Raw genomic sequence first — 26,965 nt, forward strand, 5'->3', positions numbered from 1 at the left:
CGACCAGCAAATTCTGGTATAAATTCTAGACGAAATTGTTACAAAGCATATTTAACAGCAGCTTATCTGTTCATTTCATCACATAAATCATTATTAATCTTGTCTGTTACACTGTGCGCTACGTATTGTGCGCAAAGACAGTTAACCGGCATTAAAGGCAGCACCATGAAAACGCCTCTGATCACCCGCGAAGGGTACGAAAAACTCAAAAAAGAGATGGATTACCTGTGGCGCGAAGAGCGTCCGGAAGTGACCAAAAAAGTCACCTGGGCCGCAAGTCTGGGCGACCGCAGCGAGAATGCGGACTATCAGTACAATAAAAAGCGACTGCGCGAAATCGATCGCCGGGTACGCTACCTGACGAAGTGCCTCGAGAATCTCAAAATTGTCGATTACTCCCCGCAGCAGGAAGGTAAAGTGTTTTTCGGCGCGTGGGTCGAAATTGAAAACGACAACGGCGACACCCTGCGTTTTCGTATCGTTGGCTATGATGAAATTTTCGGTCGTAAGGATTATATTTCTATCGATTCACCCATGGCCCGCGCCCTGCTGAAAAAAGAGGTGGGCGATTTAGCCGTTGTCCAGACGCCCGCGGGTGAAGCAAGCTGGTACGTCAACGAAATCGAGTATGTTAAATAGTCCGAGAGCGCCCTCCCCGGCTGGCATTTTTTGGTGTCAGCCCGTATAACTATCCCCCTGATTTTCGATCCACAAGATGAACTGACCATGATGAAAGAGTCGCTCTGCCGCATTATTGCGGGTGATATTCAGGCCAGAGCCGAACAGGTAGAAGCTGCCGTTCGTCTGCTTGATGAAGGGAACACCGTGCCGTTTATTGCACGTTATCGTAAGGAAGTCACCGGCGGTCTGGATGACACGCAGCTGCGTAACCTTGAGACCCGTCTGGGCTATCTGCGCGAGCTGGAAGACCGACGTCAGGCGATCCTCAAATCTATCGGCGAGCAGGGCAAGCTGACCAGTGACCTGGAAAAAGCCATTAACGGTACCCTGAGCAAAACCGAACTTGAAGATCTCTATCTGCCGTACAAACCGAAGCGCCGCACGCGCGGGCAGATTGCGATCGAAGCCGGCCTTGAGCCGCTGGCCGACCTGCTGTGGAACGAGCCGTCTCACGATCCGGAAACCGAAGCCGCCAGATTTATCGACGCCGAAAAAGGCGTAGCGGACACCAAAGCCGCGCTGGACGGCGCTCGCTACATTCTGATGGAGCGCTTCGCCGAAGACGCGGCGCTGCTGGCCAAAGTGCGTGATTACCTGTGGAAGAACGCCCATATCGTCTCCACCGTGGTGTCCGGCAAAGAGGACGAAGGCGCGAAATTCCGCGACTACTTCGATCACCACGAACCCATTTCTACCGCGCCGTCTCACCGCGCGCTGGCGATGTTCCGCGGTCGTAACGAAGGCGTGCTGCAGCTCTCCCTGAATGCCGATCCGCAGTTTGACGAGCCGCCTAAAGAGAGCCACTGTGAGCAGATCATTATGGATCACCTCGGTCTGCGCCTGAACAACGCCCCGGCGGACAGCTGGCGCAAAGGCGTGGTGAGCTGGACCTGGCGCATCAAGGTGCTCATGCACCTCGAAACCGAGCTGATGGGCACCGTGCGCGAGCGCGCCGAAGACGAAGCGATCAACGTCTTCGCCCGTAACCTGCACGACCTGCTGATGGCTGCGCCGGCTGGCCTGCGCGCCACCATGGGTCTCGATCCGGGTCTGCGCACCGGCGTGAAGGTGGCCGTGGTTGACGGCACCGGCAAGCTGGTTGCCACCGACACCATTTACCCGCACACCGGTCAGGCAGCGAAAGCGGCTATCGTGGTCGCCGCGCTGTGCGAGAAGTACAACGTTGAGCTGGTTGCCATCGGTAACGGTACGGCGTCCCGCGAAACCGAACGTTTCTATCTCGACGTGCAGAAGCAGTTCCCGAAAGTGACGGCGCAGAAAGTGATCGTCAGCGAAGCGGGGGCATCTGTCTATTCCGCCTCTGAGCTGGCAGCGCAGGAGTTCCCGGAACTGGACGTTTCCTTGCGCGGTGCGGTCTCTATCGCCCGTCGTTTGCAGGATCCGCTGGCGGAGCTGGTGAAAATTGACCCGAAATCCATCGGCGTGGGCCAGTATCAGCACGACGTGAGCCAGACGCAGCTGGCGCGCAAGCTGGATGCGGTGGTGGAAGACTGCGTTAACGCCGTCGGCGTGGACCTGAACACCGCTTCCGTTCCGCTGCTGACCCGCGTAGCAGGCCTGACCCGTATGATGGCGCAGAATATCGTCGCCTGGCGTGATGAGAACGGTCAGTTCCAGAACCGCCAGCAGCTGCTGAAGGTGAGCCGTCTGGGGCCGAAAGCTTTTGAGCAGTGCGCGGGCTTCCTGCGCATCAACCACGGCGATAACCCGCTGGATGCCTCTACCGTTCACCCGGAAGCCTATCCGGTTGTCGAGCGTATCCTGGCCGCCACCCAGCAGGCGCTGAAAGACCTGATGGGCGACAGCAGCGCGCTGCGTAACCTGAAAGCGGTGGATTTTACCGACGAACAGTTCGGCGTGCCGACGGTCACTGACATCATCAAAGAGCTGGAAAAACCGGGCCGCGATCCGCGTCCTGAGTTTAAAACCGCGACCTTTGCTGACGGCGTGGAAACCATGAACGACCTGCTGCCGGGCATGGTGCTGGAAGGGGCGGTAACCAACGTCACCAACTTTGGCGCGTTTGTGGATATCGGCGTGCATCAGGACGGTCTGGTGCATATCTCTTCCCTCGCCGACAAGTTCGTTGAAGATCCGCACACCGTGGTCAAAGCGGGCGACATCGTGAAGGTGAAAGTGCTGGAAGTGGATCTTCAGCGTAAGCGTATCGCCCTGACCATGCGTCTGGACGAGCAGCCGGGCGACACTAACGCGCGCCGTGGCGGTAATGGCGGTGGCCGTGAACAGCAGCGTCCGGCAGCGAAAGCCGCGAAGCCACGCGGACGTGACGCACAGCCAGCAGGCAACAGCGCGATGATGGATGCTCTGGCAGCGGCGATGGGTAAGAAACGCTAATCCTGTAAATGCCCCTCACCCTAACCCTCTCCCCAAAGGGGAGAGGGAACTTGAACACCCTCGCCCCTTTGGGGAGAGGGCCGGGGTGAGGGGAAAAATTATATCGTAAAATATGAAACCGATTGCATATCCATATTTAAACCGCTATTTATCACTCCATTAACAAATACGCTTTTTATTCCTTCCCGGGTATTCCCGCAAATATTGAGCAAGGTCAAGCAGACCGCAAATTAATACGATTAACAACATCCCGTCACATTTTTATTATTGCTGATAAAAACTATTCTCATTATCATCGCAGTGTTGATTATTTAACCTCTCGTGGAATCAGGCGCTATGCAATTCACTCCAGAAAGTGCGTGGAAAATTATCGGTTTTACCCGTGAGATAAGCCCGGCCTATCGGCAGAAGCTACTGTCACTGGGCATGCTACCCGGCTCATCATTCCAGGTGGTGCGCGTGGCGCCGTTGGGCGATCCTGTTCATATCGAAACCCGACGCGTTAATCTGGTTCTGCGTAAAAAAGACCTCGCATTAATTGAAGTTGAATCTTTATCCCGTTAACAAGCCAGCGGTTTCAGTGAGTCTAAAACAATGAAAAAATTAACTATTGGCTTAATTGGCAATCCTAATTCCGGCAAGACAACCTTATTTAATCAGTTAACCGGCGCACGCCAGCGTGTGGGAAATTGGGCAGGCGTAACGGTTGAACGCAAAGAAGGCCAGTTCACAACGACAGATAATCAGGTCACGCTGGTTGATTTACCGGGGACCTATTCACTCACCACAATTTCATCTCAGACCTCTCTCGATGAGCAAATTGCCTGCCACTATATTCTGAGCGGCGACGCGGATCTGCTCATCAATGTGGTGGATGCCTCCAATCTCGAACGAAATTTGTACCTCACGCTACAGCTGCTGGAGCTGGGGATCCCCTGCATCGTGGCGCTTAACATGCTCGACATCGCCGAGAAGCAAAAGCTGCGCATCGACGTCGACGCCCTCTCCGCCCGTCTGGGCTGCCCGGTGGTTCCGCTGGTTTCTACCCGCGCGCGCGGCATTGACGCCCTGAAGCTGGCAATTGACCGCCACACGGGCAATGCCGACGTCGAACTGGTGCACTACGCCCAGCCGCTGCTGCGCGAGGCCGGGCAGCTGGCGCAGGAGATGGACAACGCCATGCCCGCCAGACAGCGCCTGTGGCTTGGCCTGCAAATGCTGGAAGGCGATATCTACAGCCGCGCCTACGCAGGCGATGCGGCGGATAAACTGAGCGTTGCACAGGCTCGCCTGAGCGACGAGCTGGATGACCCGGCCCTGCATATTGCGGATGCGCGCTATCAGGCCATCGCCGCTATCTGTGACGTGGTCAGCAATGCATTAACCGCTGAACCCAGCCGCTTCACCGCCGCCGTGGATAAGATTGTGCTCAACCGCTTCCTCGGTTTGCCAATCTTTTTACTGGTGATGTACGTAATGTTCCTGCTCGCTATAAACATCGGCGGTGCATTACAACCCATCTTTGATGGCGGCTCTGTCGCTATCTTCGTGCACGGTATTCAGTGGCTGGGCTACACCCTCCACTTCCCGGAATGGTTGACCATCTTCCTTGCGCAGGGGATCGGCGGCGGGATCAACACCGTCCTGCCGCTGGTACCGCAGATCGGCATGATGTACCTGTTCCTCTCCTTCCTTGAAGATTCCGGTTACATGGCACGCGCCGCCTTCGTGATGGACCGCCTGATGCAGGCGCTTGGGCTGCCGGGGAAATCCTTCGTGCCGCTGATTGTCGGTTTTGGCTGTAACGTGCCGTCAGTCATGGGCGCGCGTACGCTGGACGCACCGCGCGAACGCCTGATGACCATCATGATGGCGCCGTTCATGTCCTGCGGCGCACGTCTGGCGATCTTCGCGGTCTTTGCCGCGGCGTTCTTTGGTCAGGAAGGGGCGCTGGCCGTCTTCTCCCTGTATGTGCTGGGTATCGTGATGGCTATTCTCACCGGCCTGATGCTGAAGCACACCATCATGCGTGGCGAAGCGTCGCCGTTCGTGATGGAACTGCCGGTTTATCACGTTCCGCACCTGAAAAGCCTGATTATTCAAACATGGCAGCGCCTGAAAGGCTTTGTTCTGCGCGCCGGTAAGGTGATTGTAGTGGTCAGCATTTTCCTGAGCGCCCTGAACAGCTTCACCCTGAGCGGCCAGGCAGCGGACAACATTAATGACTCTGCCCTTGCCTCCGTTAGCCGGATCATTACGCCGGTCTTCAAACCGATTGGCGTACAGGAAGACAACTGGCAGGCAACCGTGGGCCTGTTCACCGGCGCGATGGCAAAAGAAGTGGTTGTCGGCACCCTGAACACGCTCTACACCGCGGAAAACATCCAGGAAGAGGAGTTCAACCCGGCAGAGTTCAGCCTCGGTGACGAACTTCTGGGTGCAGTAGAAGAGACCTGGCAGAGCCTGAAAGACACCTTCAGCCTGAGCGTGCTGGCGAACCCGATTGAAGCCAGCAAAGGCGACGGCGTAATGGCGACCGGAGCAATGGGCGTGATGGGCCAGAAATTTGGCAGCGCGTCGGCGGCCTACAGCTACCTGATCTTCGTCCTGCTCTATATTCCGTGCATCTCGGTCATGGGCGCCATTGCCCGTGAGTCCAGCCGCGGCTGGATGGGCTTCTCCATTCTGTGGGGGCTGAACATTGCCTACTCGCTGGCGACCGTGTTTTATCAAACCGTCAATTACAGCCAGCATCCGCGCTACAGCCTGGTCTGTATCCTCGCGGTGATCCTGTTTAACGTGATGGTGATTGGCATGCTGCGCCGGGCACGTAGCCGCGTTGACGTTAACCTGCTGGCAACGCGCAAAACCCCAACGACCTGCTGTAGTAGCCCTGCGGGCGACTGTCACTGAGGGGAAAAAAGATGGCATCGTTGATTCAGGTCCGTGACTTACTGGCGTTACAGGGACGAATGGAGGCGAAGCAGCTCAGCCTCAGCCTGCATACGCCGCAGCCGATGATCGATGCCATGCTGGAAAGGCTGGAGGCGATGGGGAAAGCCGTGCGCATTCAGGAAGAGCCGGACGGTTGTCTGTCCGGCAGTTGTAAAAGTTGTCCGGAAGGTAAAGCCTGCCTCAGGGAGTGGTGGACGCTTCGCTGATAAAATTGGACAGCGCCGAACAAAACTCAGCAGGATGAGAGATGAACGGCGCATGTGCCGCTTTGGCAACCACCATTGATTCACTCTCCGGCCACAGCGCATCCAGCAGCGGAACCACCTTGCGCGGGACCAGCCCATCCAGATAGCCATAAATACGCAGATGCGGCACCGTCAGTGACGCCAGCGGCTCACGCAGATCGGCCGTTTTCAGGATCTCCAGTCCACCGTTCAGCACCTCAACCTCCGGCATCGGCAGGGAAAGCACCGTCTGCTTCAGCATCCGCGCGTCCTGACGGGCGGTTTCAGTTCCCATCGTCTGCAACGCCAGGAAACGCTCCACCGTCCGCTGGAAATCTTCGCTCAACTGGTGCTGGAACCCGGCCAGCACCTCGGGTTTGATGCCCGGCCACGCCTCGCGGGCGCTGAAACAGGGTGATGAGGCAACGGTGATCAGCGCCTGCACCCGCTCAGGATGGCGCAGCGCAATCTGGCTTGCCACCAGCCCGCCCAGGCTCCAGCCGAGCCAGACGGCTTTTTGCGGCGCCGCTTCCAGAACCTGCTCCGCCATGTCCTCGAGCGTCATCGCGCCGTAGCCGTGGCTACGGCCATACCCCGGCAGATCCACCAGGTGTACCGTAAATTGCGAGGCCAGTTCCTCACTTATGCAACGCCACACTTCGGCGTTCAGTCCCCATCCGTGCAGCAGCACAAGATGACAATTTCCCGTTCCAACGGTCTGCCACCACAGCGTCTTCATCAGTTAACGTTCTCTTTTTTCACATGGAGGTTGCGTATGCTAACAGTGCCCGGCTTGTGCTGGCTATGCCGAATGCCACTTGCGCTGAGCGCGTGGGGCGTCTGTTCCGTTTGCACGGGAGCGCTGGGTTACCTGAAGGGCTGTCCGCAATGCGGCTTGCCTGCCGTAAGCCAGACGCTCCCCTGTGGTCGATGCCTGAAAAAAGCGCCGCCGTGGAGCGCGCTGGTGGCGGTGGATGATTACGTTTTGCCGCTGAGTCGTCTGGTTCATCAGTTTAAGTTTTCCAGCCAGTTCGCGCTGGCGCAGCCACTGGCACGCCTGTTATTACTGGCGGTATTGCAGGCGCGAAGAACGCGTGGGCTACCGTCGGTCGACACGCTCGTGAACGTGCCACTCTTTCAGCGTCGGCACTGGCGGCGGGGATACAATCAGAGCGACCTGCTGTGCCGTCCGCTCGCCCGCTGGCTGGGTTGCCGGTACCCCGCCTCTGCGCTGAAACGTATTCATGCCACTGCCGTTCAGCACCGGCTCAACGCCCGGTCGCGCAAAAGAAACCTGAAAAACGCCTTTCGCCTTGAATTGCCGGTCAACGGTCTCCATATCGCGATTGTGGATGATGTCGTCACCACGGGCAGTACCGTGGCTGAACTTTCCCGACTGCTTTTGCAAAGCGGCGCCGCGTCAGTTCAGGTATGGTGTCTGTGCCGTACCTTGTAGCCCTTCTTCAATGGGCGTATGATTATACCCAGGTAATTTAGTCAACTATTAGGCCAAAGCTATGATCCGTATTTCCGATTCTGCACAAGCGCACTTTGCCAAACTGCTGGCAAATCAGGAAGAAGGGACGCAGATCCGCGTGTTTGTGATCAATCCAGGCACTCCGAATGCAGAATGTGGTGTCTCTTATTGTCCTCCGGATGCTGTGGAAGCAACTGACACTGCCCTTAAATTTGAACAGCTCACCGCATACGTTGATGAGCTGAGCGCGCCGTATCTTGAAGATGCGGAGATTGATTTCGTCACCGACCAGCTGGGTTCGCAGCTGACGCTGAAGGCGCCAAACGCGAAGATGCGTAAAGTCTCTGACGATGCCCCGCTGATGGAGCGTGTGGAATATCTGCTGCAATCGCAGATCAACCCGCAGCTGGCCGGCCACGGTGGACGTGTTTCCCTGATGGAAATCACCGAAGATGGTCTGGCGATCCTGCAATTCGGCGGCGGCTGTAACGGCTGCTCCATGGTCGATGTAACCCTGAAAGAAGGGATCGAGAAGCAGCTGCTGAACGAATTCCCGGAACTGAAAGGCGTGCGCGATCTGACCGAACACCAGCGCGGCGAGCACTCTTACTACTAATTCAGTGCCCGTCTGTATTGCCCGGTGGCGCTGCGCTTACCGGGCCTGCTTTTTCTTGCCTCCCCCTCTATATGTTGACCTGCGTCTCATAATTCAAATTTTGCCTCCCTGGGTGATTCTCAATCACGTCATGTTACCCGTATCATTCCCATGGGCACTCAACACCCTTATAACAGCCGACTAAACTTATCGTTTTCGCAGGCATCAGTATGAGTGCCGTTAATACTCTGTTCCCAGTTGGGACAACCGGAATTTGTCGTTGAAACAATGACGTTACCCATAACAATTCAAAGGCCAGGTCAATCATGCCATTAGTCATCGTCGCTATCGGTGTTGTGTTATTACTGCTCTTGATGATCCGCTTCAAAATGAACGGATTTATCGCTCTGGTTCTGGTGGCACTTGCAGTCGGTCTGATGCAGGGAATGCCGCTGGTTAAAGTTATCAGCTCCATTAAAGCCGGTGTCGGCGGTACGCTCGGCAGCCTGGCGCTGATCATGGGCTTCGGCGCCATGCTCGGTAAAATGCTCGCGGACTGCGGTGGCGCGCAGCGTATTGCCACTACCCTTATCGATAAATTTGGCAAGCAGCACATCCAGTGGGCGGTGGTGTTAACCGGTTTTACCGTCGGTTTCGCACTGTTCTATGAAGTGGGCTTCGTCCTGATGCTGCCGCTGGTGTTCACCATCGCCGCTGCCGCCAACATCCCGCTGCTGTTCGTGGGCGTGCCGATGGCTGCGGCGCTGTCCGTCACCCACGGCTTCCTGCCGCCGCATCCGGGTCCAACGGCTATCGCTACCATCTTCCATGCCGACATGGGTAAAACCCTGCTGTTCGGTACGATTCTGGCGATCCCAACGGTTATCCTGGCCGGTCCTGTTTATGCGCGCTTCCTGAAAGGCATTGATAAGCCCATCCCGGAAGGCCTGTACAGCGCCAAAACCTTCACAGATGCAGAGATGCCTGGCTTTGGCGTCAGCGTCTGGACCTCTCTGGTGCCGGTGATCCTGATGGCAATGCGTGCCGTAGCAGAGATGGTTCTGCCGAAAGGTCACGCGTTCCTGTCCGTTGCGGAGTTCCTGGGCGACCCGGTGATGGCAACGCTGATTGCGGTCCTGATCGCCATGTTCACCTTCGGTCTTAACCGTGGTCGTTCCATGGATCAGATCAACGACACGCTGACCTCTTCCATCAAAATCATTGCCATGATGCTGCTGATCATCGGCGGTGGCGGCGCGTTTAAGCAGGTGCTGGTCGACAGTGGCGTGGATAAATACATTGCTGCCATGATGCATGAAACCAACGTATCGCCGCTCCTGATGGCATGGTCTATTGCCGCGGTGCTGCGTATCGCGCTGGGCTCTGCAACCGTTGCGGCGATTACCGCGGGTGGTATCGTTGCGCCGCTGATTGCGACCACGGGCGTAAGCCCTGAGCTGATGGTTATCGCGGTCGGTTCGGGCAGCGTGATTTTCTCCCACGTGAACGATCCGGGCTTCTGGCTGTTCAAGGAGTACTTCAACCTGACTATCGGTGAAACCATCAAGTCCTGGTCCGCGCTGGAGACCATTATTTCGGTGTGTGGCCTGGTCGGGGTGCTGCTGTTGAATATGGTGGTCTGATGCCCTAAGTCGGGTGGCGGCTACGCCTTACCCGACCTACATGAGCACGACCTGATAATAAAAAACCCGCCACTGGCGGGTTTTTTATTATTTCTTCGCGGCTGCTTTTCGCCGTTTATCCAAATCCTTAATCAACCTGTTCACCCCGTCATCGGCGAACATCGCTTCAAGCGTAGTGGACAGCTTGCGACGCCAGTTTTTGTACTGATAGCTGGTACCGGGTATGTTTACCGGCTCCGCCATATCAATCCAGTCTTCCGGTTGCAGACCGAGCAACGCGCTGTTGCTGTCGGCAATATAGCGCTGTAAGCCCCGGTTAAGCGTTGGCGTCATCGACATCAGCGACGCCTTATGCCCGGCGCGCTTTGGCAGACAGCCATGCTTATGCAGCGCATCCAGCAGCCCCTGTTTCGCCAGCTCGCGATCCTGATACAACCCACGCAGAACCTCTTCATCCGGGTAGAGACCCAGCGTTTTGCCGAGCGTCAGGTCGCCGCTTTCCCAGTAGCCTCTGAGCGTAGGAAGATCATGCGTCGTCGCGACTGCCATTGACTGTTCAGGGTACGCTTTCGGCGCGCGGAAGGTTTTCTCATGGTCGTTTTCAAAATAGAGCACTTTGTAGGAGTAAACCCCGCTGTCGCGGAGCTTGCTGACAATCTCAACCGGCACGGTACCGAGATCTTCGCCAATCACCATGCACTGATGACGTTTACTCTCCAGCGCGAGGATTGAGAGCAGATCGTCCACCGGATACTGCACGTACGCCCCGTGATCGGCCGTTTCACCGTACGGGATCCACCACAGACGCAGCACAGACATGACATGGTCGATACGCAACGCGCCGCAGTTCTGCATGTTAGCGCGCAGCAGATCGATAAACGGCTCGTAGGCACGCGCCGCTATCACGTGCGGATCCATCGGCGGCAAGCCCCAGTTCTGACCAAGCGGGCCCAGAATATCCGGCGGCGCACCGACGGAGGCTTTCAGACAGTAAAGTTCACGGTCACACCAGGTCTCCGCCCCGCCTTCCGCCACGCCGACGGCCAGATCGCGATACAGACCGATCGGCATGTTATAGCCCTGACTCACCTGCCAGCAGGCAGCAAACTGGCTGTACGCCAGCCACTGCAACCAGAGATAGAAATCCACCTCGTCGGCATGCGTCTCACAAAACGCCTTCACTTCCGGGGTATCCACGGACTGATACGCTTCCGGCCACACCGGCCAGCCCCAGCGCATCTCATCCTCCTGGACCTGATACGCATGCAGCGCATCAAACGCCGCCTGCCAGTAAAGGCTCTCGCCTTCCTGCATCACAAACTGGCGGAAGGCTGCCATCTGCTCGTCGTCACGCTTCGCAAAGCCCTTCCAGGCCAGACGCAGCGCCGCCATTTTCAGCGCGGTCACGGAGGCATAATCGACCCAGTCCGCATCGCGGGCCTGTTTCAGCATCTGTTGGGTGGTGTCCAGCTTCCACCACGCCTGCGCCTCTTTGCTGTTTTTGAAATCGTCTAACGCGTTAACGTCGATGTAGATCACGTTCAGCCAGCGGCGGGAAGACGGGCTGTACGGGCTGGCGCTTTCCGGATTCGCCGGATAGAGGGCGTGGATCGGGTTGAGACCGATAAATGCCCCGCCGCGCTCACCAACAGATGCCAGCATCTTTTTCAGGTCGCCAAAATCGCCAATGCCCCAGTTGCTGTCTGAACGCAAGGTGTAAAGCTGCACACAGGCGCCCCACAGCTTTTTGCCTTCGAGTAGCGCCTGCGGCTCATAGCAGCGCTTCGGCGCGACGATCACCCGACAGTGGAAGCGGCTGTCATTCTGGGTGAGCGTCAGGCTGTGATAGCCCTCCGGCAGCTTCGCCGGAAGGGTGAGGGTTTTGCCGCCGGTGGCATGGCCTTTATGCTGATGCCCCTCTTCGGTGGTGAGCAGCCAGCTGAACTCGCCGCGTCCTTCCACCGCCAGCGGCATCTTTTTGCCCGCGGTAAAGACCTTCACGTTCGGCACCGGCGCTCCCGACGCTTTCGCGTCGGTTTTGTGCATGGCATCCAGCAAACGTCTTTTGGTGTCCGCACCAATAGACTGCGGTTTGCCGTGCGCATTGATGTAACTGAGGCTAATTCCCGCCGCCTGCGCGGCACTGTCCAGACGTTTACTCTCCATCGCGCTTCCTTAGCGTTTTGCCTGCCAGATACGAGCCTGATAATCACGGATTGAGCGGTCAGAGCTGAACATACCGCAGCGCGCGGTGTTCAGGATACACGCGCGGGTCCAGGCATCCTGGTCACGGTACAGCACGTCGACCTGCTTCTGCGCTTCAACGTAAGCGGTGAAGTCCGCCATCACCAGGTACGGGTCGCCGCCCTGTTTGTCCATGCTGTGCAGCATCTGGTCAAACGCGTGCTTGTCGCCGTCGCTGTACTTCCCGCTTTCCAGCTCTTTCAACACCGCATCCAGCACTTTGTCTTTTTTACGCCATTTCACCGGGTCGTACCCTTTGGCTTTGATGGCTTTCACTTCTTCAACAGTATGGCCGAAGATAAAGATGTTCTCTTCGCCGACCTTCTCGGCAATTTCGACGTTCGCACCGTCCAGCGTGCCGACGGTCAGCGCGCCGTTCAGGGCCAGCTTCATGTTGCCGGTGCCGGACGCTTCTTTACCGGCGGTAGAGATCTGCTCGGAAATATCCGCCGCCGGGATCAGCATTTCAGCCGCAGAGACGCAGTAGTCCGGCAGGAATACCACCTTCAGCTTGTCGCCCACTTTCGGATCGTTATTGATCGCCGCCGCCACTTTATTAATGGCAAGGATAATGTTTTTCGCCAGGTAGTAGCCCGGCGCCGCTTTCGCACCGAACAGGAACACGCGCGGGACGCGGTCGGCCTGAGGGTTCTCGCGGATCTCTTTGTACAGCGCCAGAATGTGCAGCAGGTTCAGGTGCTGACGTTTGTACTCGTGCAGGCGTTTGATCTGGATATCGAAAATCGCATTTGGGTTAATTTCAATTCCGGTACGCATTTTCACGAACTCGGCCAGACGTACCTTGTTCTCCAGCTTAATGGCGCGGTACTGCTCGCGGAACTTCGCGTCGTCAGCGTATTTTTCCAGGTTGATGAGCTGGTCCAGATCGTTGGCCCACTCTTTCTTCAGGGTCTTGTCCAGCAGGCCGGCCAGCAGCGGGTTGCACTGTTTGATCCAGCGACGCGGCGTAATGCCGTTGGTCACGTTGTGGAATTTGGTCGGCCACAGCTGGTGGTATTCCGGGAAGAGATCTTTCACCACCAGATCCGAGTGCAGCGCGGCCACGCCGTTCACCGCAAAGCCGCTTACCACGCACATGTTCGCCATGCGCACCTGTTTGTTGTGTACCACGGCCAGCTTCGCCCAAACGGCCTTATCGCCCGGCCAGGTTTTCTCCACCAGCGTTTTGAACTGGTCGTTAATCTTATTGATGATCTGCATATGGCGCGGCAGCAGCGTTTTCACCAGCTTCTCATCCCAGCACTCCAGCGCTTCCGGCATCAGGGTGTGGTTGGTGTAGGCGAAGGTGCGGCTGGTGATGGCCCAGGCGTCGTCCCAGCTCAGCTGATGCTCGTCGATCAGCACACGCAGAAGTTCCGGGATGGCAATGGTTGGGTGCGTGTCGTTGAGCTGAATAACTTCGAAGTCCGGCAGCTGCGCCAGCTTGCGGCCCGCCAGGTGGTGGCGGCGCAGAATGTCCGCCACGGAGCAGGCGCACTGGAAGTATTGCTGCATCAGGCGCAGCTTTTTACCCGCCAGATGGTTGTCGTTCGGGTAGAGCACTTTGGTCAGCTTCTCGGCGTCGATACCCTGCTGCTCGGCGCGCAGGAAATCACCGTCATTGAATTTAGTCAGGTTGAATGGATGCGCGTGCTTCGCCTGCCACAGACGCAGCGGCTGCGCCACGCCGTTACGGTAGCCGAGCACCGGCAGATCCCAGGCTTCACCGGTAATGGTGAACGCTGGTTCCCAGAGCCCCTGCTTCGTGACTTTCCCGCCAATCCCGACCTGCACATCCAGCTGTTCGTTGTGGCGGAACCACGGGTAAGTATTACGATGCCAGTCGTCCGGCGCTTCCATCTGGTGGCCGTCAGCGAACGACTGGCGGAACAGACCGTACTGGTAGTTCAGACCATAGCCAATGGCCGACTGGCCCACGGTTGCCATGGAATCCAGGAAGCAGGCTGCCAGACGTCCCAGACCGCCGTTACCCAGCGCCGGATCAATCTCTTCTTCCAGCAGATCGGTCAGGTTGATGTCGTGTTCTTTCAGCACATCGCCGACGTCCTGATACCAGCCAAGGTTCAGCAGATTGTTACCCGTCAGACGGCCAATCAGGAACTCCATTGAAATGTAGTTGACGTGACGCTGGCCTTTCACAGGCTTCGTCGCGGGCTGAGCGTCCAGCTGCTCTGCGAGCGCCCCGCTCACCGCCTGCCACCACTGGTGAGGCGTCATCTCGTTTGCAGCATGAAGGCCAAAACGCTGCCACTGACGCGTCAGGGCAGCCTGGAATTGAGCTTTGTTGAAAGTAGGCTGTGACATAGGGAATCGGCATCCTGTAGAGAGAAAACACATTTGGCGCTAGTGTGCCTGGCTCATTGCGCCTCTTCCTCCTCCTGTCGGGGATTAGGCAGGGAGGAGTAGCGGGGATGAGCATAAAAGTGTGATCGAGGCCACTGTGTAAGTGTGCACTTCGCTGAAAAAGCGATCCCGGAAGAGCGTCAAAGAAATGAAATGCAGTTTCGGAGGAAATTAATCATCGCTGAAATGATTACTTACGTAGAATAATATTTCTCACGTACAGCGGCTTTCCAGCAACACTATTAAGCCAGAGCAACTTTCCCCAAAGTTAATTAACTTCACCGTCATTATCTCTTTCTGAAACCAGTTTCAGCGCAACCGCGCGCCATGCAGACAAGCCAGTAACAGCGCGGCATCCAGCCATTTATGAAAAGTTCCACCAATGATGAGAATGTTTTGTGACAGAGTGCAAATTCAGAGCCTCCAAACCCAGACATAACTTGCAATAGTTCCTCTATTGGCCGAACTTATAGATATTAATTACGAAGCGCAAAAAAAATAAATTCTCTCGTTCCCCACAGTGAAGTGAAAACTATGTTGATTCCGTCCAAATTAAGTCGCCCGGTTCGTCTTGACCATACTGTGGTCCGCGAGCGCCTGCTGGCTAAACTTTCCGGTGCGCATAATTTCCGACTGGCGCTGGTTACGAGTCCTGCGGGTTATGGAAAAACAACGCTCATTTCGCAATGGGCGGCAGGTAAAAGCGATCTTGGCTGGTACTCCCTGGATGAAGGTGATAACCAGCAGGAGCGTTTTGCCAGCTATTTAATTGCCGCGATTCAGCAGGCAACCAACGGACACTGCGTCACCAGCGAGGTGATGGTGCAAAAGCGCCAGTACGCCAGCCTGTCCTCTCTGTTCTCCCAGCTGTTTATCGAACTGGCCGAATGGCATCGCCCGCTGTATGTGGTGATTGATGATTATCATCTGATCACCAACCCGGTTATTCACGAGTCGATGCGGTTCTTCCTGCGCCATCAGCCGGAAAACCTGACGCTGGTCGTCCTGTCGCGCAACCTTCCGCAGCTGGGCATTGCCAACCTGCGGGTGCGCGATCAGCTACTGGAAATTGGCAGTCAGCAGCTGGCCTTTACCCATCAGGAAGCGAAACAGTTCTTTGACTGCCGTCTGACTTCTCCGATTGAGGCGTCGGAAAGCAGCCGCCTGTGTGATGACGTTGCAGGCTGGGCCACGGCGCTTCAGCTGATTGCCCTTTCCGCGCGGCAAAACAATAGCCCAACGCACCAGTCCGCGCGCCGCCTGGCGGGCATCAACGCCAGCCACCTGTCGGATTATCTGGTGGATGAGGTACTCAACAGCGTAGACCTCACTACCCGCCATTTCCTGCTGAAAAGCTCCCTGCTACGTTCGATGAACGATGCGCTGATTGTGCGCGTCACCGGTATTGAAAACGGGCAGCTTCAGCTCGAAGAGATTGAACGTCAGGGTTTGTTCCTGACGCGAATGGACGATCCCGGCGAATGGTTTAGCTACCATCCGCTGTTTGGCAGCTTCCTGCGCCAGCGTTGCCAGTGGGAGATGGCCGCAGAGCTGCCAGAAATTCACCGCGCCGCCGCCGAAAGCTGGATGGCGCAAGGTTTCCCGAGCGAGGCTATCCACCATGCGCTGGCCGCCGGAGATGCCGGTATGCTGCGCGATATTCTGCTCAACCACGCGTGGGGACTGTTCAACCACAGCGAACTGACGCTGCTGGAAGAGTCGTTAAAAGCGCTGCCGTGGGAGAGCCTGCTGGAGAATCCGCGTCTGGTGCTGCTCCAGGCCTGGCTGATGCAGAGCCAGCATCGCTACAGCGAAGTGAACACCCTGCTGGCGCGCGCCGAGCAGGAGATGGAAAGCGAGATGGATGCCACCCTGCACGGCGAATTTAACGCCCTGCGTGCGCAGGTGGCGATTAACGACGGCGACCCGGAAGAAGCCGAACGGCTGGCGATGGTCGCGCTGGATGAGCTGCCGCTGGCGAATTTCTACAGCCGTATTGTGGCCACCTCGGTACACGGCGAAGTGCTGCATTGTAAGGGCGACCTCACGCGTTCGCTTTCGCTCATGCAGCAAACCGAACAGATGGCCCGCCGCCACGATGTCTGGCATTACGCCCTCTGGAGCCTGATCCAGCAAAGCGAGATTTTATTTGCTCAGGGGTTCCTGCAGGCCGCCTGGGAAAACCAGGAGAAAGCGTTCCAGCTGATCCGTGAACAGCATCTGGAACAGCTGCCAATGCACGAGTTCCTGTTGCGTATTCGCGCTCAGCTGCTCTGGGCATGGTCGCGTCTGGATGAAGCAGAAAGCTGCGCCCGCCAGGGCCTGAATGTGCTTTCGAGCTTCCAGCCGCAGCAGCAACTCCAGTGCCTGGCCCTGCTGGTGCAGTGCTCGCTGGCGCGAGGCGACCTGGATAATGCCCGCAACCACCTTAACCGCCTGGAAAACCTGCTCGGCAACGGGCAGTACCATAGCGACTGGGTCTCCAACGCCGATAAGGTCCGGGTGATTTACTGGCAGATGACCGGCGATAAAAAGTCCGCCGCTAACTGGCTGCGTCACACGCCTAAACCAGAATTTGCCAATAACCACTTCCTGCAAAGCCAGTGGCGCAATATTGCCCGCGTGCAGATCCTGCTGGGTGACTTCGAGCCTGCCGAAATCGTGCTGGAAGAGTTAAACGAAAACGCCCGCAGCCTGCGCCTGATGAGCGATTTAAACCGCAACCTGCTGCTGTTAAACCAGCTTTACTGGCAGGCGGGACGTAAAAACGATGCCCAGCGCGTGCTGCTGGAAGCGTTGCAGCTGGCGAACCGCACCGGGTTTATCAGCCACTTTGTGATTGAGGGTGAAGTGATGGCCCAGCAGTTGCGCCAGCTGATTCAGCTCAACACGCTGCCGGAACTCGATCAGCATCGCGCCCAGCGCATTCTGCGCGAGATCAACCAGCACCATCGCCACAAGTTTGCGCACTTCGATGAGAACTTTGTTGAACGTCTGCTGAACCATCCGGAAGTACCGGAGCTTATCCGCACCAGCCCGCTCACACAGCGTGAATGGCAGGTGCTGGGGCTGATCTATTCAGGCTACAGCAACGAGCAGATAGCCGGTGAGCTGGCGGTGGCGGCAACCACCATCAAAACGCACATTCGCAATCTGTATCAAAAGCTGGGCGTGGCGCACCGTCAGGACGCGGTGCAGCATGCGCAGCAGTTGTTGAAGATGATGGGGTACGGAGTTTAGTTTTGTGCGGCCTGATGCCCTCACCCCGGCCCTCTCCCACAGGGAGAGGGAGAACAATTTGTAGATCGGGTAAGCGCAGCGCCACCCGACACAACCGCTAGCACAACTCCAGCTGCAAATTGTTATCCTTAATCACCTGCAACACGCCCGCCGGCGGCATCTCGTCGGTGTAGACCGCATTCACCATGCTAATGCTGCCCATGTTGACCATCGCATTGCGGCCAAATTTCGAGTGATCCACCACCAGCATCACGTGGCGCGAGTTCTCAATAATCGCGCGCTTGGTGCGCACCTCGTGGTAATCAAACTCCAGCAGCGAGCCGTCGGTGTCGATGCCGCTGATCCCCAGAATGCCGAAGTCGAGGCGGAACTGAGAGATAAAATCGAGCGTCGCTTCGCCGATAATGCCCCCGTCGCGGCTGCGCAGTTCGCCGCCCGCGAGGATGATGCGAAAATCGTCTTTCTGCATCAACGTGTTGGCCACGTTCAGGTTGTTGGTCACCACGCGGAGGTTCTCATGGTTCAGCAGCGCATGGGCGACCGCTTCCGGCGTGGTGCCGATATCAATAAACAGCGTCGCGCCGTTCGGGATCTGGCTCGCCACTTTACGGGCGATACGCTCTTTCTCTGCCGTTTGCGTCGCCTTACGGTCATGCCATGAGGTGTTCACCGAGCTGGACGGCAGCGCCGCGCCGCCGTGATGGCGCAGAATACGGTTCTGATCGGCCAGGTCGTTGAGGTCACGACGGATGGTTTGCGGGCTGACGGCAAACTGCTCCACCAGCTCTTCAGTACTGACGTATCCCTGTTTTTTTACCAGTTCGATAATGGCGTCATGACGTTGTGTTTGTTTCATGAAATATCCCTGGGAATTATGTTCGTTTTCGCGCATGGAGCGTATCGGCCAGCGCCATCGCCAGCCCGACCGCCAGGCCGGTAACGTGCGCACCATTGGCGATAGACATACCAAACAGATCAAACCATCCGGCAATAAGCCATATTAACGCAAAGGTTATTAATCCACGTTGTAAATAGATGCCGCTTTCCGGGTCGCGCTCGCCTCTGAGCCAGGCGTAACCCATCAGGGCGTACACCACGCCGGATAACCCGCCAAACCACGGACCGCTGAATTTATGCTGCACATAGCCGCTTAACAGGGCGCTGATAAGGGTGATCACAATCAGCTTGCCGCTGCCGAGCCGCTTCTCCACCGCCCCGCCGAGATACCACCACCACAGCAGGTTAAAGAGGATATGCATCACCGAGAAGTGCATCAGCGCATGCGTGAAGTAGCGCCAGACGTCAAATTGCAGGGAGGGATCGTACGGCCATGCGAGGGCAATCATCACGCTCTGATCGCCCACCACGCTCATAATAATGAAGACGATGATGCAGGCTGCCATCAAAAGCAGCGTAAATGGTCCTGCGCGCTCGCGGAGGGTGGCGAGAAACGGAAAACGTTGATAGTGCAGGCCACTGTCGGTCTGGCCAGATTGCCAGCTTGCTGCCAGATAACGCGGGTCGCCCGGGTTTTCCAGGAAACGCGCCAGCTCGGCGTTCACGCGCCCAGCCTGGCTTTCGTCTGCCAGCCAGACATCCGTCTGTGTATGCTGCTGAATAGTCAGGATAATGCCCTGCGTCGCCATATAGTCGACAAACGCCTGGGCGACGCGCGGGTTGCTAAAAGAGGTGATCATCAACATGGGCAGCGGTCGCTTATTTCCACACAAAAGGGGACAGTATAGCGGGATCAGCGCTCAAACGCGTATTCAACTTCTGCCGGGAAATGACGATGCCATGCATCGAAGCCGCCATCGACGCTGTATACCGCGTCGTAACCCTGCTGGAGCAGATACTGCGCCGCGCCTTTACTGCTGTTGCCGTGATAGCACATCACCATCACCGGCGTGTCGAAGTCGTTATCGCGCATAAACGCGCCCAGCGTGTCGTTGGTGAGATGGAACGCGCCCGGCGTGTGGCCCATCGCAAAGCTCTGCGGATCGCGGATATCCACCAGCACCGCGGTTTTCTGGTGCATCTTCTGATGGGCTTCTTCTACGTTAATACATTCAAACTGATCCATGGTGTTCTCATCTTATATTCAGGTGTGGTGCGGTTTTCCCCTCACCCTACCCTCTCCCGGAGGGAGAGGGAAACGGATCACCCTCTCCCCGTGGGAGAGGGCTGGGGTGAGGGCATCAGACCGCACCATTTTACCCCGTAGTGTACGTCCTGGCGGCGGGTAAACGCCATTATGTTATCCATATCACTCTAAATTGTTTTTTTGATGTTACCAAAAGCGCGTTCCTTTGCTATTATGAGCGATATCGAACATTTTTGAGCTTTAACGAAAGTGCATGAGGGTGTTATGGAAACCAAAGATCTGATTGTGATAGGCGGGGGCATCAACGGTGCCGGTATTGCGGTTGATGCCGCAGGACGCGGTTTATCCGTGCTGATGCTGGAAGCTAACGATCTCGCCTGCGCGACGTCGTCCGCCAGCTCCAAGCTGATCCACGGAGGCCTGCGCTACCTGGAACACTACGAATTCCGCCTGGTCAGCGAAGCGCTGGCCGAACGCGAAGTGCTGCTGAAAATGGCTCCGCATCTGGCGATCCCGATGCGCTTCCGCCTGCCTCACCGCCCGCACCTGCGTCCGGCGTGGATGATCCGCATCGGCCTGTTCATGTACGATCATCTGGGTAAACGCACCAGCCTGCCGGGTTCGACCGGTTTGCGTTTTGGCTCAGAATCGGTCCTTAAGCCTGAAATCGTGCGCGGTTTCGAATATTCTGACTGCTGGGTGGACGATGCGCGTCTGGTGCTGGCTAACGCGCAGATGGTCGAGAAGAAAGGCGGCGAGGTGAAAACCCGTACCCGCGCGACCGCCGCGCGCCGCGAAAACGGCCTGTGGATCGTGGAAGCGGAAGACGTGGATACCGGCGAGAAGTTTAGCTGGAAAGCGCGCGGCCTGGTGAACGCCACCGGCCCGTGGGTAAAACAGTTCTTCGATGACGGTATGCACCTGCCTTCTCCGTACGGCATCCGCCTGATCAAGGGCAGCCACATTGTGGTGCCGCGCGTGCATACCCAGAAGCAGGCTTATATCCTGCAAAACGAAGACAAGCGCATCGTGTTTGTGATCCCGTGGATGGACGAGTTCTCCATCATCGGCACCACTGACGTGGAGTACAAGGGCGATCCGAAAAACGTTGAGATTGAAGAGAGCGAAGTCAGCTACCTGCTGAAAGTGTACAACGCACACTTTAAGAAACAGCTGGCGCGCGATGACGTGGTCTGGACCTACTCCGGCGTGCGTCCGCTGTGTGATGACGAGTCTGACTCACCGCAGGCCATCACCCGTGACTATACGCTTGATATTCATGACGTGGACGGTCAGGCGCCGCTGCTGTCGGTGTTTGGCGGTAAGCTCACCACCTACCGTAAACTGGCGGAGCATGCGCTGGAGAAACTGGCGCCGTATTACAAAGGCATCGGCCCGGCGTGGACGAAAGGCGCCGTGCTGCCTGGCGGCGATATCGGCAATAACCGCGACGATTACGCCGCGAAGCTGCGTCGCCGCTTCCCGTTCATTACCGAAGGAATGGCGCGCCACTACGCCCGCACCTACGGCAGCAATACCGAACTGTTCCTCGGTGACGCAAAAGAGATTGCCGATCTGGGCGAGCATTTTGGCCATGAGCTGTACGAAGCGGAACTGCGCTACCTGGTGGAACACGAATGGGTGCGCCGTCTGGACGATGCCATCTGGCGTCGTACTAAAGAAGGGATGTGGCTGAATGCCGAGCAGCAGTCTCGCGTGGCGCAATGGTTGCAACAGCATGCGGGAAAGCGTGAATTGTCACTGGCGTCCTGAGGGTGACAAAAAATGCCCGGTGGCGCTGCGCTTACCGGGCCTACAGGATCGAGTAGGCCGGGTAAGGCGGAGCCGCCACCCGGCTTTGTTTTACAACCTCACCGGATCAATATGCCAGATATTCTCGGCATACTCTTTGATGGTCCTGTCTGACGAGAAGTATCCCATGTTGGCGATGTTATGCATCGCGGCGCTGGTCCACTTCTCCTGCTGACGGTACAGTTCGTCCACCTTATCCTGACAATCCACGTAGCTGCGGTAATCCGCCAGCACCTGATAGTGATCGCCAAAGTTAATCAGCGAGTCCACCAGGTCACGATAGCGCCCAGGCTCCTCAGGGTTAAACACCCCGGTGGCGATTTGCGTCAGCACCTGGCGTAACTCTTCATCCTCTTCATAATACTCACGCGGCGAGTAGCCCTGCTTGCGAAGCGCCTCTACCTCTTCCGCCGTATTCCCGAAGATAAAGATATTCTCCGCGCCCACATGCTCCAGCATTTCGACATTTGCGCCGTCCAGCGTGCCGATGGTCAGCGCGCCGTTCAGGGCAAACTTCATGTTGCTGGTGCCGGATGCTTCCGTCCCCGCCGTGGAAATCTGCTCTGAGAGATCCGCCGCCGGAATAATCAGCTGCGCCAGGCTTACGCTGTAGTTCGGGATAAACACCACTTTCAGCTTGTCACCAATGTCCGGATCCTGGTTCACTACCTTCGCCACATCGTTGATAAGATGAATGATGTGCTTCGCCATGTAGTACGCGGAGGCCGCCTTACCGGCAAAGATTTTCACGCGCGGCACCCACTCCGCTGTCGGGTCAGCCTTAATGCGGTTGTAGTGAGTGATGACGTGCAGGACGTTCATCAGCTGACGCTTGTACTCGTGGATACGTTTGATCTGCACGTCGAACAGCGCTTTCGGGTTCGCCACCACGTTGAGATGCATCGCCAGCCAGACTGACAGCCGTTTCTTGTTCAGCAGCTTGGCTTCCCGTACGGCTTTGTTCACCGTCGGAAAATCAATGTGTTGCTCAAGCTCGCTCAGCTGGCTCAAATCGGTGCGCCAGGTGCGGCCGATATTTTCGTCCAGCACGTCAGACAGCGGCTGGTTCGCCAGCGCCAGCCAGCGGCGCGGGGTGACGCCGTTGGTCACGTTGCAGAAACGCGTCGGGAAGATCTTCGCAAAGTCTGCAAACAGCGACTGCACCATCAGGTTCGAATGCAGCTCTGAAACTCCGTTGACCTTATGGCTGATCACCACCGCCAGCCAGGCCATGCGCACGCGGCGACCATTGGATTCATCAATGATCGAGGCGCGGCTCAGCAGGCCGGTATCGTTCGGGTACTGCTCCTGCAAGGTCTTGAGGAAGTAGTCGTTGATCTCGAAGATGATTTGCAGGTGACGCGGCAGAATTTTGCCGAGCATATCCACCGGCCACGTCTCCAGCGCTTCACTCATCAGCGTATGGTTGGTGTACGAGAACACCTGGCAGGTCACTTCAAACGCGTCATCCCAGCTGAACTTATGCTCGTCAATCAGCAGGCGCATCAGCTCAGGGATCGACAGCACCGGATGGGTATCGTTGAGGTGAATCGCCGTTTTCTCCGCCAGATTCGCATAGGTTTTGTGCAGCTGATAGTGACGGCTAAGGATATCCTGAATCGTTGCCGAGACGAGGAAATACTCCTGACGCAGGCGCAGCTCGCGGCCCGAGTAGGTCGAGTCATCCGGATACAGGACGCGGGACACGTTCTCAGAGTGGTTTTTATCTTCCACCGCCGCGAAGTAGTCACCCTGATTGAATTTACCGAGGTTGATCTCGCTACTGGCCTGCGCGTTCCACAGACGCAGCGTGTTGGTCGCATCGGTGTCGTAGCCGGGGATAATCTGGTCATAGGCCACGGCGAGGATCTCTTCGGTTTCCACCCAGCGGGATTTTTTCCCTTCCTGCTGAATACGCCCGCCAAAACGCACCTTGTAGCGCGTGTTGTGGCGCTTGAACTCCCACGGGTTACCGTACTCCAGCCAGTAGTCCGGCGACTCTTTCTGACGCCCATCAACGATGTTCTGCTTGAACATGCCGTAGTCGTAGCGAATACCGTACCCGCGTCCCGGCAGCGCCAGCGTCGCCAGTGAATCGAGGAAGCAGGCGGCAAGACGCCCGAGACCACCGTTACCCAGCCCCGGGTCGTTCTCTTCGTCAATCAGCTCTTCTAAGTCCAGCCCCATCTCTTCCAGTGCGTTTTTGACGTCGTCATAAATCCCGAGCGATAACAGCGCATTGGAGAGGGTGCGACCAATCAAAAACTCCATCGACAGGTAATACACCTGTCGCGTCTCCTGCGAGAGCTGGGCGCGGTTGGAGCGCAGCCAGCGTTCGACCATACGGTCACGCACCGCAAACAGCGTGGCGTTCAGCCACTCATGTTTGTTGGCAATAACGGGATCTTTCCCAATGGTAAACATCAGCTTATAGGCGATGGAGTGTTTCAACGCCTCAACGCTGAGCGTGGGGGAAGAGTAGCTAAATGGAGCATTCATATCAGTAACTTCGCCTCGTTACATCAAGCGTTGATAAAGGTCGCGGTAGGACTGCGCCGCAACGTGCCAGCCAAAGTCCATGGACATCGCCTGACGTTGTACGTAACGCCACAGGGATGGACGGGACCACAAGACGAAAGCACGCCGGATCGCCCGAAGTAGCGACCAGGCATTACTGTCCTCGAAAACAAACCCGCTGGCGATACCATCCGCCAGGTTTTCCAGGGAGCTGTCAGACACCGTATCCGCCAGCCCGCCCGTGCGGCGTACCAGCGGCAGCGTGCCGTATTTCAGACCATAGAGCTGCGTCAGGCCGCAGGGCTCGAAACGGCTCGGCACCAGAATCACGTCTGCGCCGCCCATGATGCGGTGCGAGAACGCTTCGTGATAGCCAATCTGCACGCCCACCTGCCCCGGATGTTCCGCCGCGGCCGCGAGGAAACCTTCCTGCAATACCGGGTCGCCCGCGCCGAGCAGCGCCAGCTGCCCACCCTGCTCCAGTAATCCCGGCAGCGCTTCCAGCACCAGATCCAGCCCTTTCTGGCTGGTCAGGCGGCTGACCACCGCAAACAGCGGTACCTTGTCGTTGACCTTCAGCCCCATCGCAATCTGTAGCTGACGCTTGTTCTCCGCTTTGTCCTCCACGGAGTCGCGACCATAGCGCGCTGCCAGCAGGAGGTCCGTTTCCGGATTCCAGATCTGTTCATCCACGCCGTTCAGAATGCCCGACAGACGACCTTCACGGTGGCGCTGTTGCAGTAGCCCTTCCATACCGTAACCGAACTCCGGCTGGGTAATTTCCCGCGCGTAGGTTGGGCTGACCGCCGTGATGTGGTCGGCGTAGTACAGACCGGCCTTCAGGAAAGAAATCTGTCCGTTAAACTCCAGTCCGTGCATGTTAAAGAACGACCATGGCAGATCGATGTCATTCATATGATGCGCGTAATACATGCCCTGATACGCCAGGTTGTGCACCGTAAACACCGATTTCGCCGGGTGTCCTTTCGCCGCCAGATATGCAGGAGCCAGCCCCGCATGCCAGTCGTGCGCGTGCACCACGTTCGGACGCCAGAACGGATCCAGCCCGACGGCCATCTCCGCCCCCACCCAGCCGAGCAGGGCAAAGCGCAGCACGTTATCGGTATAGGCGTACAGGTTGGTATCGTGATACGGGCTGCCGGGTCGGTCGTATAAATGCGGCGCATCAATCAGGTAAATCCCTACGCCATTGTAATGTCCAAACAGCAGGGTGATACGTCCCGCGAAGGTCTCGCGGCGGGTAACAACCTTCGCATCGGGAATACCACGCCGGATATCCGGAAAAGCGGGTAACAACACGCGGGTATCCACCCCTCCGGCAATTTGCGCCGCCGGTAATGCACCAAGAACATCCGCCAGTCCGCCCGTTTTTAACAACGGGAACATCTCAGAACATACGTGTAAAACCTGCATCATCGCTCCTGTTTGATTTGCAGCTTCCGCAACATTTCCCGTGTTACTAACACGATCCCCTCTTCCGATCGGTAGAAACGACGTGCATCTTCTTCCGCGTTTTCCCCAATCACCATCCCTTCGGGAATGACGCAGGCACGGTCGATAACGCAGCGACGCAGACGACATGAGCGCCCTACCCAGACATCCGGCAGCAGGACTGCCGAATCGATATTACAGAATGAGTTTATACGCACGCGCGGGAACAGCACGGACTGCACCACCACCGAACCGGAGATAATGCACCCGCCAGAGACCAGCGAGTTCAGCGTCATACCGTGGCTGCCGGAGCGATCCTGGACGAACTTCGCCGGCGGCAGCGATTCCATATGGGTGCGAATCGGCCAGTTCTGGTCGTACATATCCAGTTCAGGCGTCACGGACGCCAGATCGAGGTTGGCTTTCCAGTAGGCTTCCAGCGTGCCGACGTCGCGCCAGTAAGGTTCCGCATTTGGATCGGACTGCACGCAGGACAATGGGAAAGGATGTGCATACGCCATGCCAGCTTTGGTAATTTTCGGGATGATGTCTTTACCGAAGTCGTGGCTGGAGTTTTCGTCTTTGTCGTCTTCTTCCAGCAGCTCATAAAGATAATCGGCATCAAAGACATAGATCCCCATGCTGGCGAGCGATTTGGTGTCGTCTCCCGGCATGGTTGGCGGATTCGCCGGTTTTTCGACAAAGTCGATAATCTTGTCGTCGCCATCTACATGCATCACGCCAAACGCGGTTGCTTCTGCAACAGGCACCGGCAGACACGCCACGGTGCAGCGCGCACCTTTTTCGACGTGGTCGATCAGCATGTGGGAGTAATCTTGCTTGTAGATGTGGTCCCCGGCGAGGATAACGATGTATTCCGCGTTGTAGCGGCGAATGATGTCGAGGTTCTGGGTCACGGCATCCGCCGTGCCGCGGTACCAGTTCTCCCCGTGAACGCGCTGCTGCGCCGGGAGCAGATCGACAAACTCGTTCATCTCTTCGCTGAAGAATGACCAGCCGCGCTGAATGTGCTGCACCAGCGTGTGCGACTGATACTGGGTAATGACGCCAATACGGCGAATGCCTGAGTTCAGGCAGTTGGAGAGTGCAAAATCGATAATACGGAACTTACCACCAAAGTGAACGGCCGGTTTGGCGCGCTTGATGGTCAAATCTTTCAGACGGGTACCACGCCCGCCCGCGAGGATCAGGGCAACTGTTTTTAATGGTAGCTGGCGCGCCAACATTAACGGATCGTTCTTCTCTAATCTAACCATGACT

19 protein-coding genes are annotated in these 26,965 nt (G+C 57.1%); 10 read left to right on the top strand and 9 right to left on the bottom strand.

The window, feature by feature from the left end:
• The first annotated feature begins 165 nt into the window (after positions 1–165).
• From greB to feoC, 5 genes are all read left to right on the top strand, one after another.
• Entirely contained in the window at positions 166–639 is a 474-nt protein-coding gene (gene greB, locus IM282_RS08780; protein WP_022649631.1) for a transcription elongation factor GreB, read from the top strand.
• Positions 640–726: 87 nt separating this feature from the next.
• Complete coding sequence (locus IM282_RS08785) at positions 727–3,057, top strand: Tex family protein (RefSeq protein WP_063850332.1); 2,331 nt, start codon at positions 727–729, stop codon at positions 3,055–3,057.
• 336 nt (positions 3,058–3,393) lie between these two features.
• Positions 3,394–3,621 (top strand): ferrous iron transporter A, encoded by a 228-nt coding sequence (feoA, locus tag IM282_RS08790; RefSeq protein WP_022649633.1) that lies wholly within the window; start codon positions 3,394–3,396, stop codon positions 3,619–3,621.
• 30 nt (positions 3,622–3,651) lie between these two features.
• The gene (feoB, locus tag IM282_RS08795; RefSeq protein WP_192970325.1) at positions 3,652–5,970 is read left to right on the top strand and encodes a Fe(2+) transporter permease subunit FeoB; all 2,319 of its coding nucleotides are present in this window, start codon (positions 3,652–3,654) and stop codon (positions 5,968–5,970) included.
• An 11-nt stretch (positions 5,971–5,981) separates the two neighbouring features.
• Complete coding sequence (gene feoC, locus IM282_RS08800; protein WP_017384148.1) at positions 5,982–6,218, top strand: [Fe-S]-dependent transcriptional repressor FeoC; 237 nt, start codon at positions 5,982–5,984, stop codon at positions 6,216–6,218.
• Here the strand turns inward: feoC and bioH are convergent.
• Positions 6,193–6,975: a pimeloyl-ACP methyl ester esterase BioH gene (gene bioH / locus IM282_RS08805; RefSeq protein ID WP_023298786.1), complete on the bottom strand. Its 783-nt coding sequence runs from the start codon at positions 6,973–6,975 to the stop codon at positions 6,193–6,195. The genes feoC and bioH overlap by 26 nt on opposite strands.
• Positions 6,976–7,011: 36 nt before the next feature.
• Between bioH and gntX the strand changes: the two genes are divergently transcribed.
• The 3 genes from gntX to gntT all read left to right on the top strand — a co-directional run bounded on the left by gntX (position 7,012) and on the right by gntT (position 9,951).
• Positions 7,012–7,692 (top strand): DNA utilization protein GntX, encoded by a 681-nt coding sequence (gntX, locus tag IM282_RS08810; protein ID WP_023298787.1) that lies wholly within the window; start codon positions 7,012–7,014, stop codon positions 7,690–7,692.
• A 61-nt stretch (positions 7,693–7,753) separates the two neighbouring features.
• Positions 7,754–8,329, top strand: coding sequence for a Fe-S biogenesis protein NfuA (gene nfuA, locus IM282_RS08815; protein ID WP_003861601.1), 576 nt, complete (start codon positions 7,754–7,756; stop codon positions 8,327–8,329).
• Between the two features lie 305 nt (positions 8,330–8,634).
• On the top strand, positions 8,635–9,951 hold the full coding sequence (gene gntT / locus IM282_RS08820; protein WP_022649637.1) for a gluconate transporter: 1,317 nt from the start codon (positions 8,635–8,637) through the stop codon (positions 9,949–9,951).
• A gap of 87 nt (positions 9,952–10,038) precedes the next feature.
• On the opposite strand, the gene malQ is transcribed toward gntT, so the two are convergent.
• Entirely contained in the window at positions 10,039–12,117 is a 2,079-nt protein-coding gene (malQ, locus tag IM282_RS08825) for a 4-alpha-glucanotransferase (protein WP_192970326.1), read from the bottom strand.
• Positions 12,118–12,126: 9 nt separating this feature from the next.
• Entirely contained in the window at positions 12,127–14,520 is a 2,394-nt protein-coding gene (gene malP / locus IM282_RS08830) for a maltodextrin phosphorylase (RefSeq protein WP_032626817.1), read from the bottom strand.
• A gap of 573 nt (positions 14,521–15,093) precedes the next feature.
• Here malP and malT point away from each other — a divergent pair.
• Positions 15,094–17,799 (top strand): HTH-type transcriptional regulator MalT, encoded by a 2,706-nt coding sequence (malT, locus tag IM282_RS08835; protein ID WP_022649640.1) that lies wholly within the window; start codon positions 15,094–15,096, stop codon positions 17,797–17,799.
• Between the two features lie 97 nt (positions 17,800–17,896).
• On the opposite strand, the gene IM282_RS08840 is transcribed toward malT, so the two are convergent.
• Genes IM282_RS08840 through glpE form a run of 3 tightly spaced genes read right to left on the bottom strand, consistent with a single transcriptional unit; the run spans position 17,897 to position 19,882 of the window.
• On the bottom strand, positions 17,897–18,655 hold the full coding sequence (locus IM282_RS08840) for a DeoR/GlpR family transcriptional regulator (RefSeq protein WP_022649641.1): 759 nt from the start codon (positions 18,653–18,655) through the stop codon (positions 17,897–17,899).
• A 16-nt stretch (positions 18,656–18,671) separates the two neighbouring features.
• Complete coding sequence (glpG, locus tag IM282_RS08845; protein ID WP_022649642.1) at positions 18,672–19,502, bottom strand: rhomboid family intramembrane serine protease GlpG; 831 nt, start codon at positions 19,500–19,502, stop codon at positions 18,672–18,674.
• A gap of 47 nt (positions 19,503–19,549) precedes the next feature.
• Entirely contained in the window at positions 19,550–19,882 is a 333-nt protein-coding gene (glpE, locus tag IM282_RS08850; protein ID WP_022649643.1) for a thiosulfate sulfurtransferase GlpE, read from the bottom strand.
• Positions 19,883–20,167: 285 nt separating this feature from the next.
• Between glpE and glpD the strand changes: the two genes are divergently transcribed.
• Positions 20,168–21,676: a glycerol-3-phosphate dehydrogenase gene (glpD, locus tag IM282_RS08855; protein WP_023298790.1), complete on the top strand. Its 1,509-nt coding sequence runs from the start codon at positions 20,168–20,170 to the stop codon at positions 21,674–21,676.
• Positions 21,677–21,766: 90 nt separating this feature from the next.
• Here glpD and glgP read toward each other — a convergent pair whose 3' ends face one another.
• Genes glgP through glgC form a run of 3 tightly spaced genes read right to left on the bottom strand, consistent with a single transcriptional unit; the run spans position 21,767 to position 26,961 of the window.
• On the bottom strand, positions 21,767–24,214 hold the full coding sequence (glgP, locus tag IM282_RS08860; RefSeq protein ID WP_023307123.1) for a glycogen phosphorylase: 2,448 nt from the start codon (positions 24,212–24,214) through the stop codon (positions 21,767–21,769).
• A gap of 18 nt (positions 24,215–24,232) precedes the next feature.
• Positions 24,233–25,666 carry a glycogen synthase GlgA gene (gene glgA / locus IM282_RS08865; RefSeq protein WP_022649646.1) on the bottom strand — a complete coding sequence of 478 codons (1,434 nt, stop codon included), beginning with the start codon at positions 25,664–25,666 and terminating at the stop codon, positions 24,233–24,235.
• The gene (gene glgC, locus IM282_RS08870; protein WP_003861582.1) at positions 25,666–26,961 is read right to left on the bottom strand and encodes a glucose-1-phosphate adenylyltransferase; all 1,296 of its coding nucleotides are present in this window, start codon (positions 26,959–26,961) and stop codon (positions 25,666–25,668) included. Before glgC ends, glgA begins: the two co-directional genes overlap by 1 nt.
• Between the last annotated feature and the right edge of the window lie 4 nt (positions 26,962–26,965).

The organism is Enterobacter cloacae complex sp. P29RS (assembly GCF_014893445.1).
GTDB lineage: Bacteria > Pseudomonadota > Gammaproteobacteria > Enterobacterales > Enterobacteriaceae > Enterobacter > Enterobacter intestinihominis.

Coding starts and splice junctions, on each gene's coding strand:
- greB (WP_022649631.1), top strand. CDS start 166: ATGAAAACGCCTCTGATCACCCGCGAAGGGTACGAAAAACTCAAAAAA.
- IM282_RS08785 (WP_063850332.1), top strand. CDS start 727: ATGATGAAAGAGTCGCTCTGCCGCATTATTGCGGGTGATATTCAGGCC.
- feoA (WP_022649633.1), top strand. CDS start 3,394: ATGCAATTCACTCCAGAAAGTGCGTGGAAAATTATCGGTTTTACCCGT.
- feoB (WP_192970325.1), top strand. CDS start 3,652: ATGAAAAAATTAACTATTGGCTTAATTGGCAATCCTAATTCCGGCAAG.
- feoC (WP_017384148.1), top strand. CDS start 5,982: ATGGCATCGTTGATTCAGGTCCGTGACTTACTGGCGTTACAGGGACGA.
- bioH (WP_023298786.1), bottom strand. CDS start 6,975: ATGAAGACGCTGTGGTGGCAGACCGTTGGAACGGGAAATTGTCATCTT.
- gntX (WP_023298787.1), top strand. CDS start 7,012: ATGCTAACAGTGCCCGGCTTGTGCTGGCTATGCCGAATGCCACTTGCG.
- nfuA (WP_003861601.1), top strand. CDS start 7,754: ATGATCCGTATTTCCGATTCTGCACAAGCGCACTTTGCCAAACTGCTG.
- gntT (WP_022649637.1), top strand. CDS start 8,635: ATGCCATTAGTCATCGTCGCTATCGGTGTTGTGTTATTACTGCTCTTG.
- malQ (WP_192970326.1), bottom strand. CDS start 12,117: ATGGAGAGTAAACGTCTGGACAGTGCCGCGCAGGCGGCGGGAATTAGC.
- malP (WP_032626817.1), bottom strand. CDS start 14,520: ATGTCACAGCCTACTTTCAACAAAGCTCAATTCCAGGCTGCCCTGACG.
- malT (WP_022649640.1), top strand. CDS start 15,094: ATGTTGATTCCGTCCAAATTAAGTCGCCCGGTTCGTCTTGACCATACT.
- IM282_RS08840 (WP_022649641.1), bottom strand. CDS start 18,655: ATGAAACAAACACAACGTCATGACGCCATTATCGAACTGGTAAAAAAA.
- glpG (WP_022649642.1), bottom strand. CDS start 19,502: ATGTTGATGATCACCTCTTTTAGCAACCCGCGCGTCGCCCAGGCGTTT.
- glpE (WP_022649643.1), bottom strand. CDS start 19,882: ATGGATCAGTTTGAATGTATTAACGTAGAAGAAGCCCATCAGAAGATG.
- glpD (WP_023298790.1), top strand. CDS start 20,168: ATGGAAACCAAAGATCTGATTGTGATAGGCGGGGGCATCAACGGTGCC.
- glgP (WP_023307123.1), bottom strand. CDS start 24,214: ATGAATGCTCCATTTAGCTACTCTTCCCCCACGCTCAGCGTTGAGGCG.
- glgA (WP_022649646.1), bottom strand. CDS start 25,666: ATGCAGGTTTTACACGTATGTTCTGAGATGTTCCCGTTGTTAAAAACG.
- glgC (WP_003861582.1), bottom strand. CDS start 26,961: ATGGTTAGATTAGAGAAGAACGATCCGTTAATGTTGGCGCGCCAGCTA.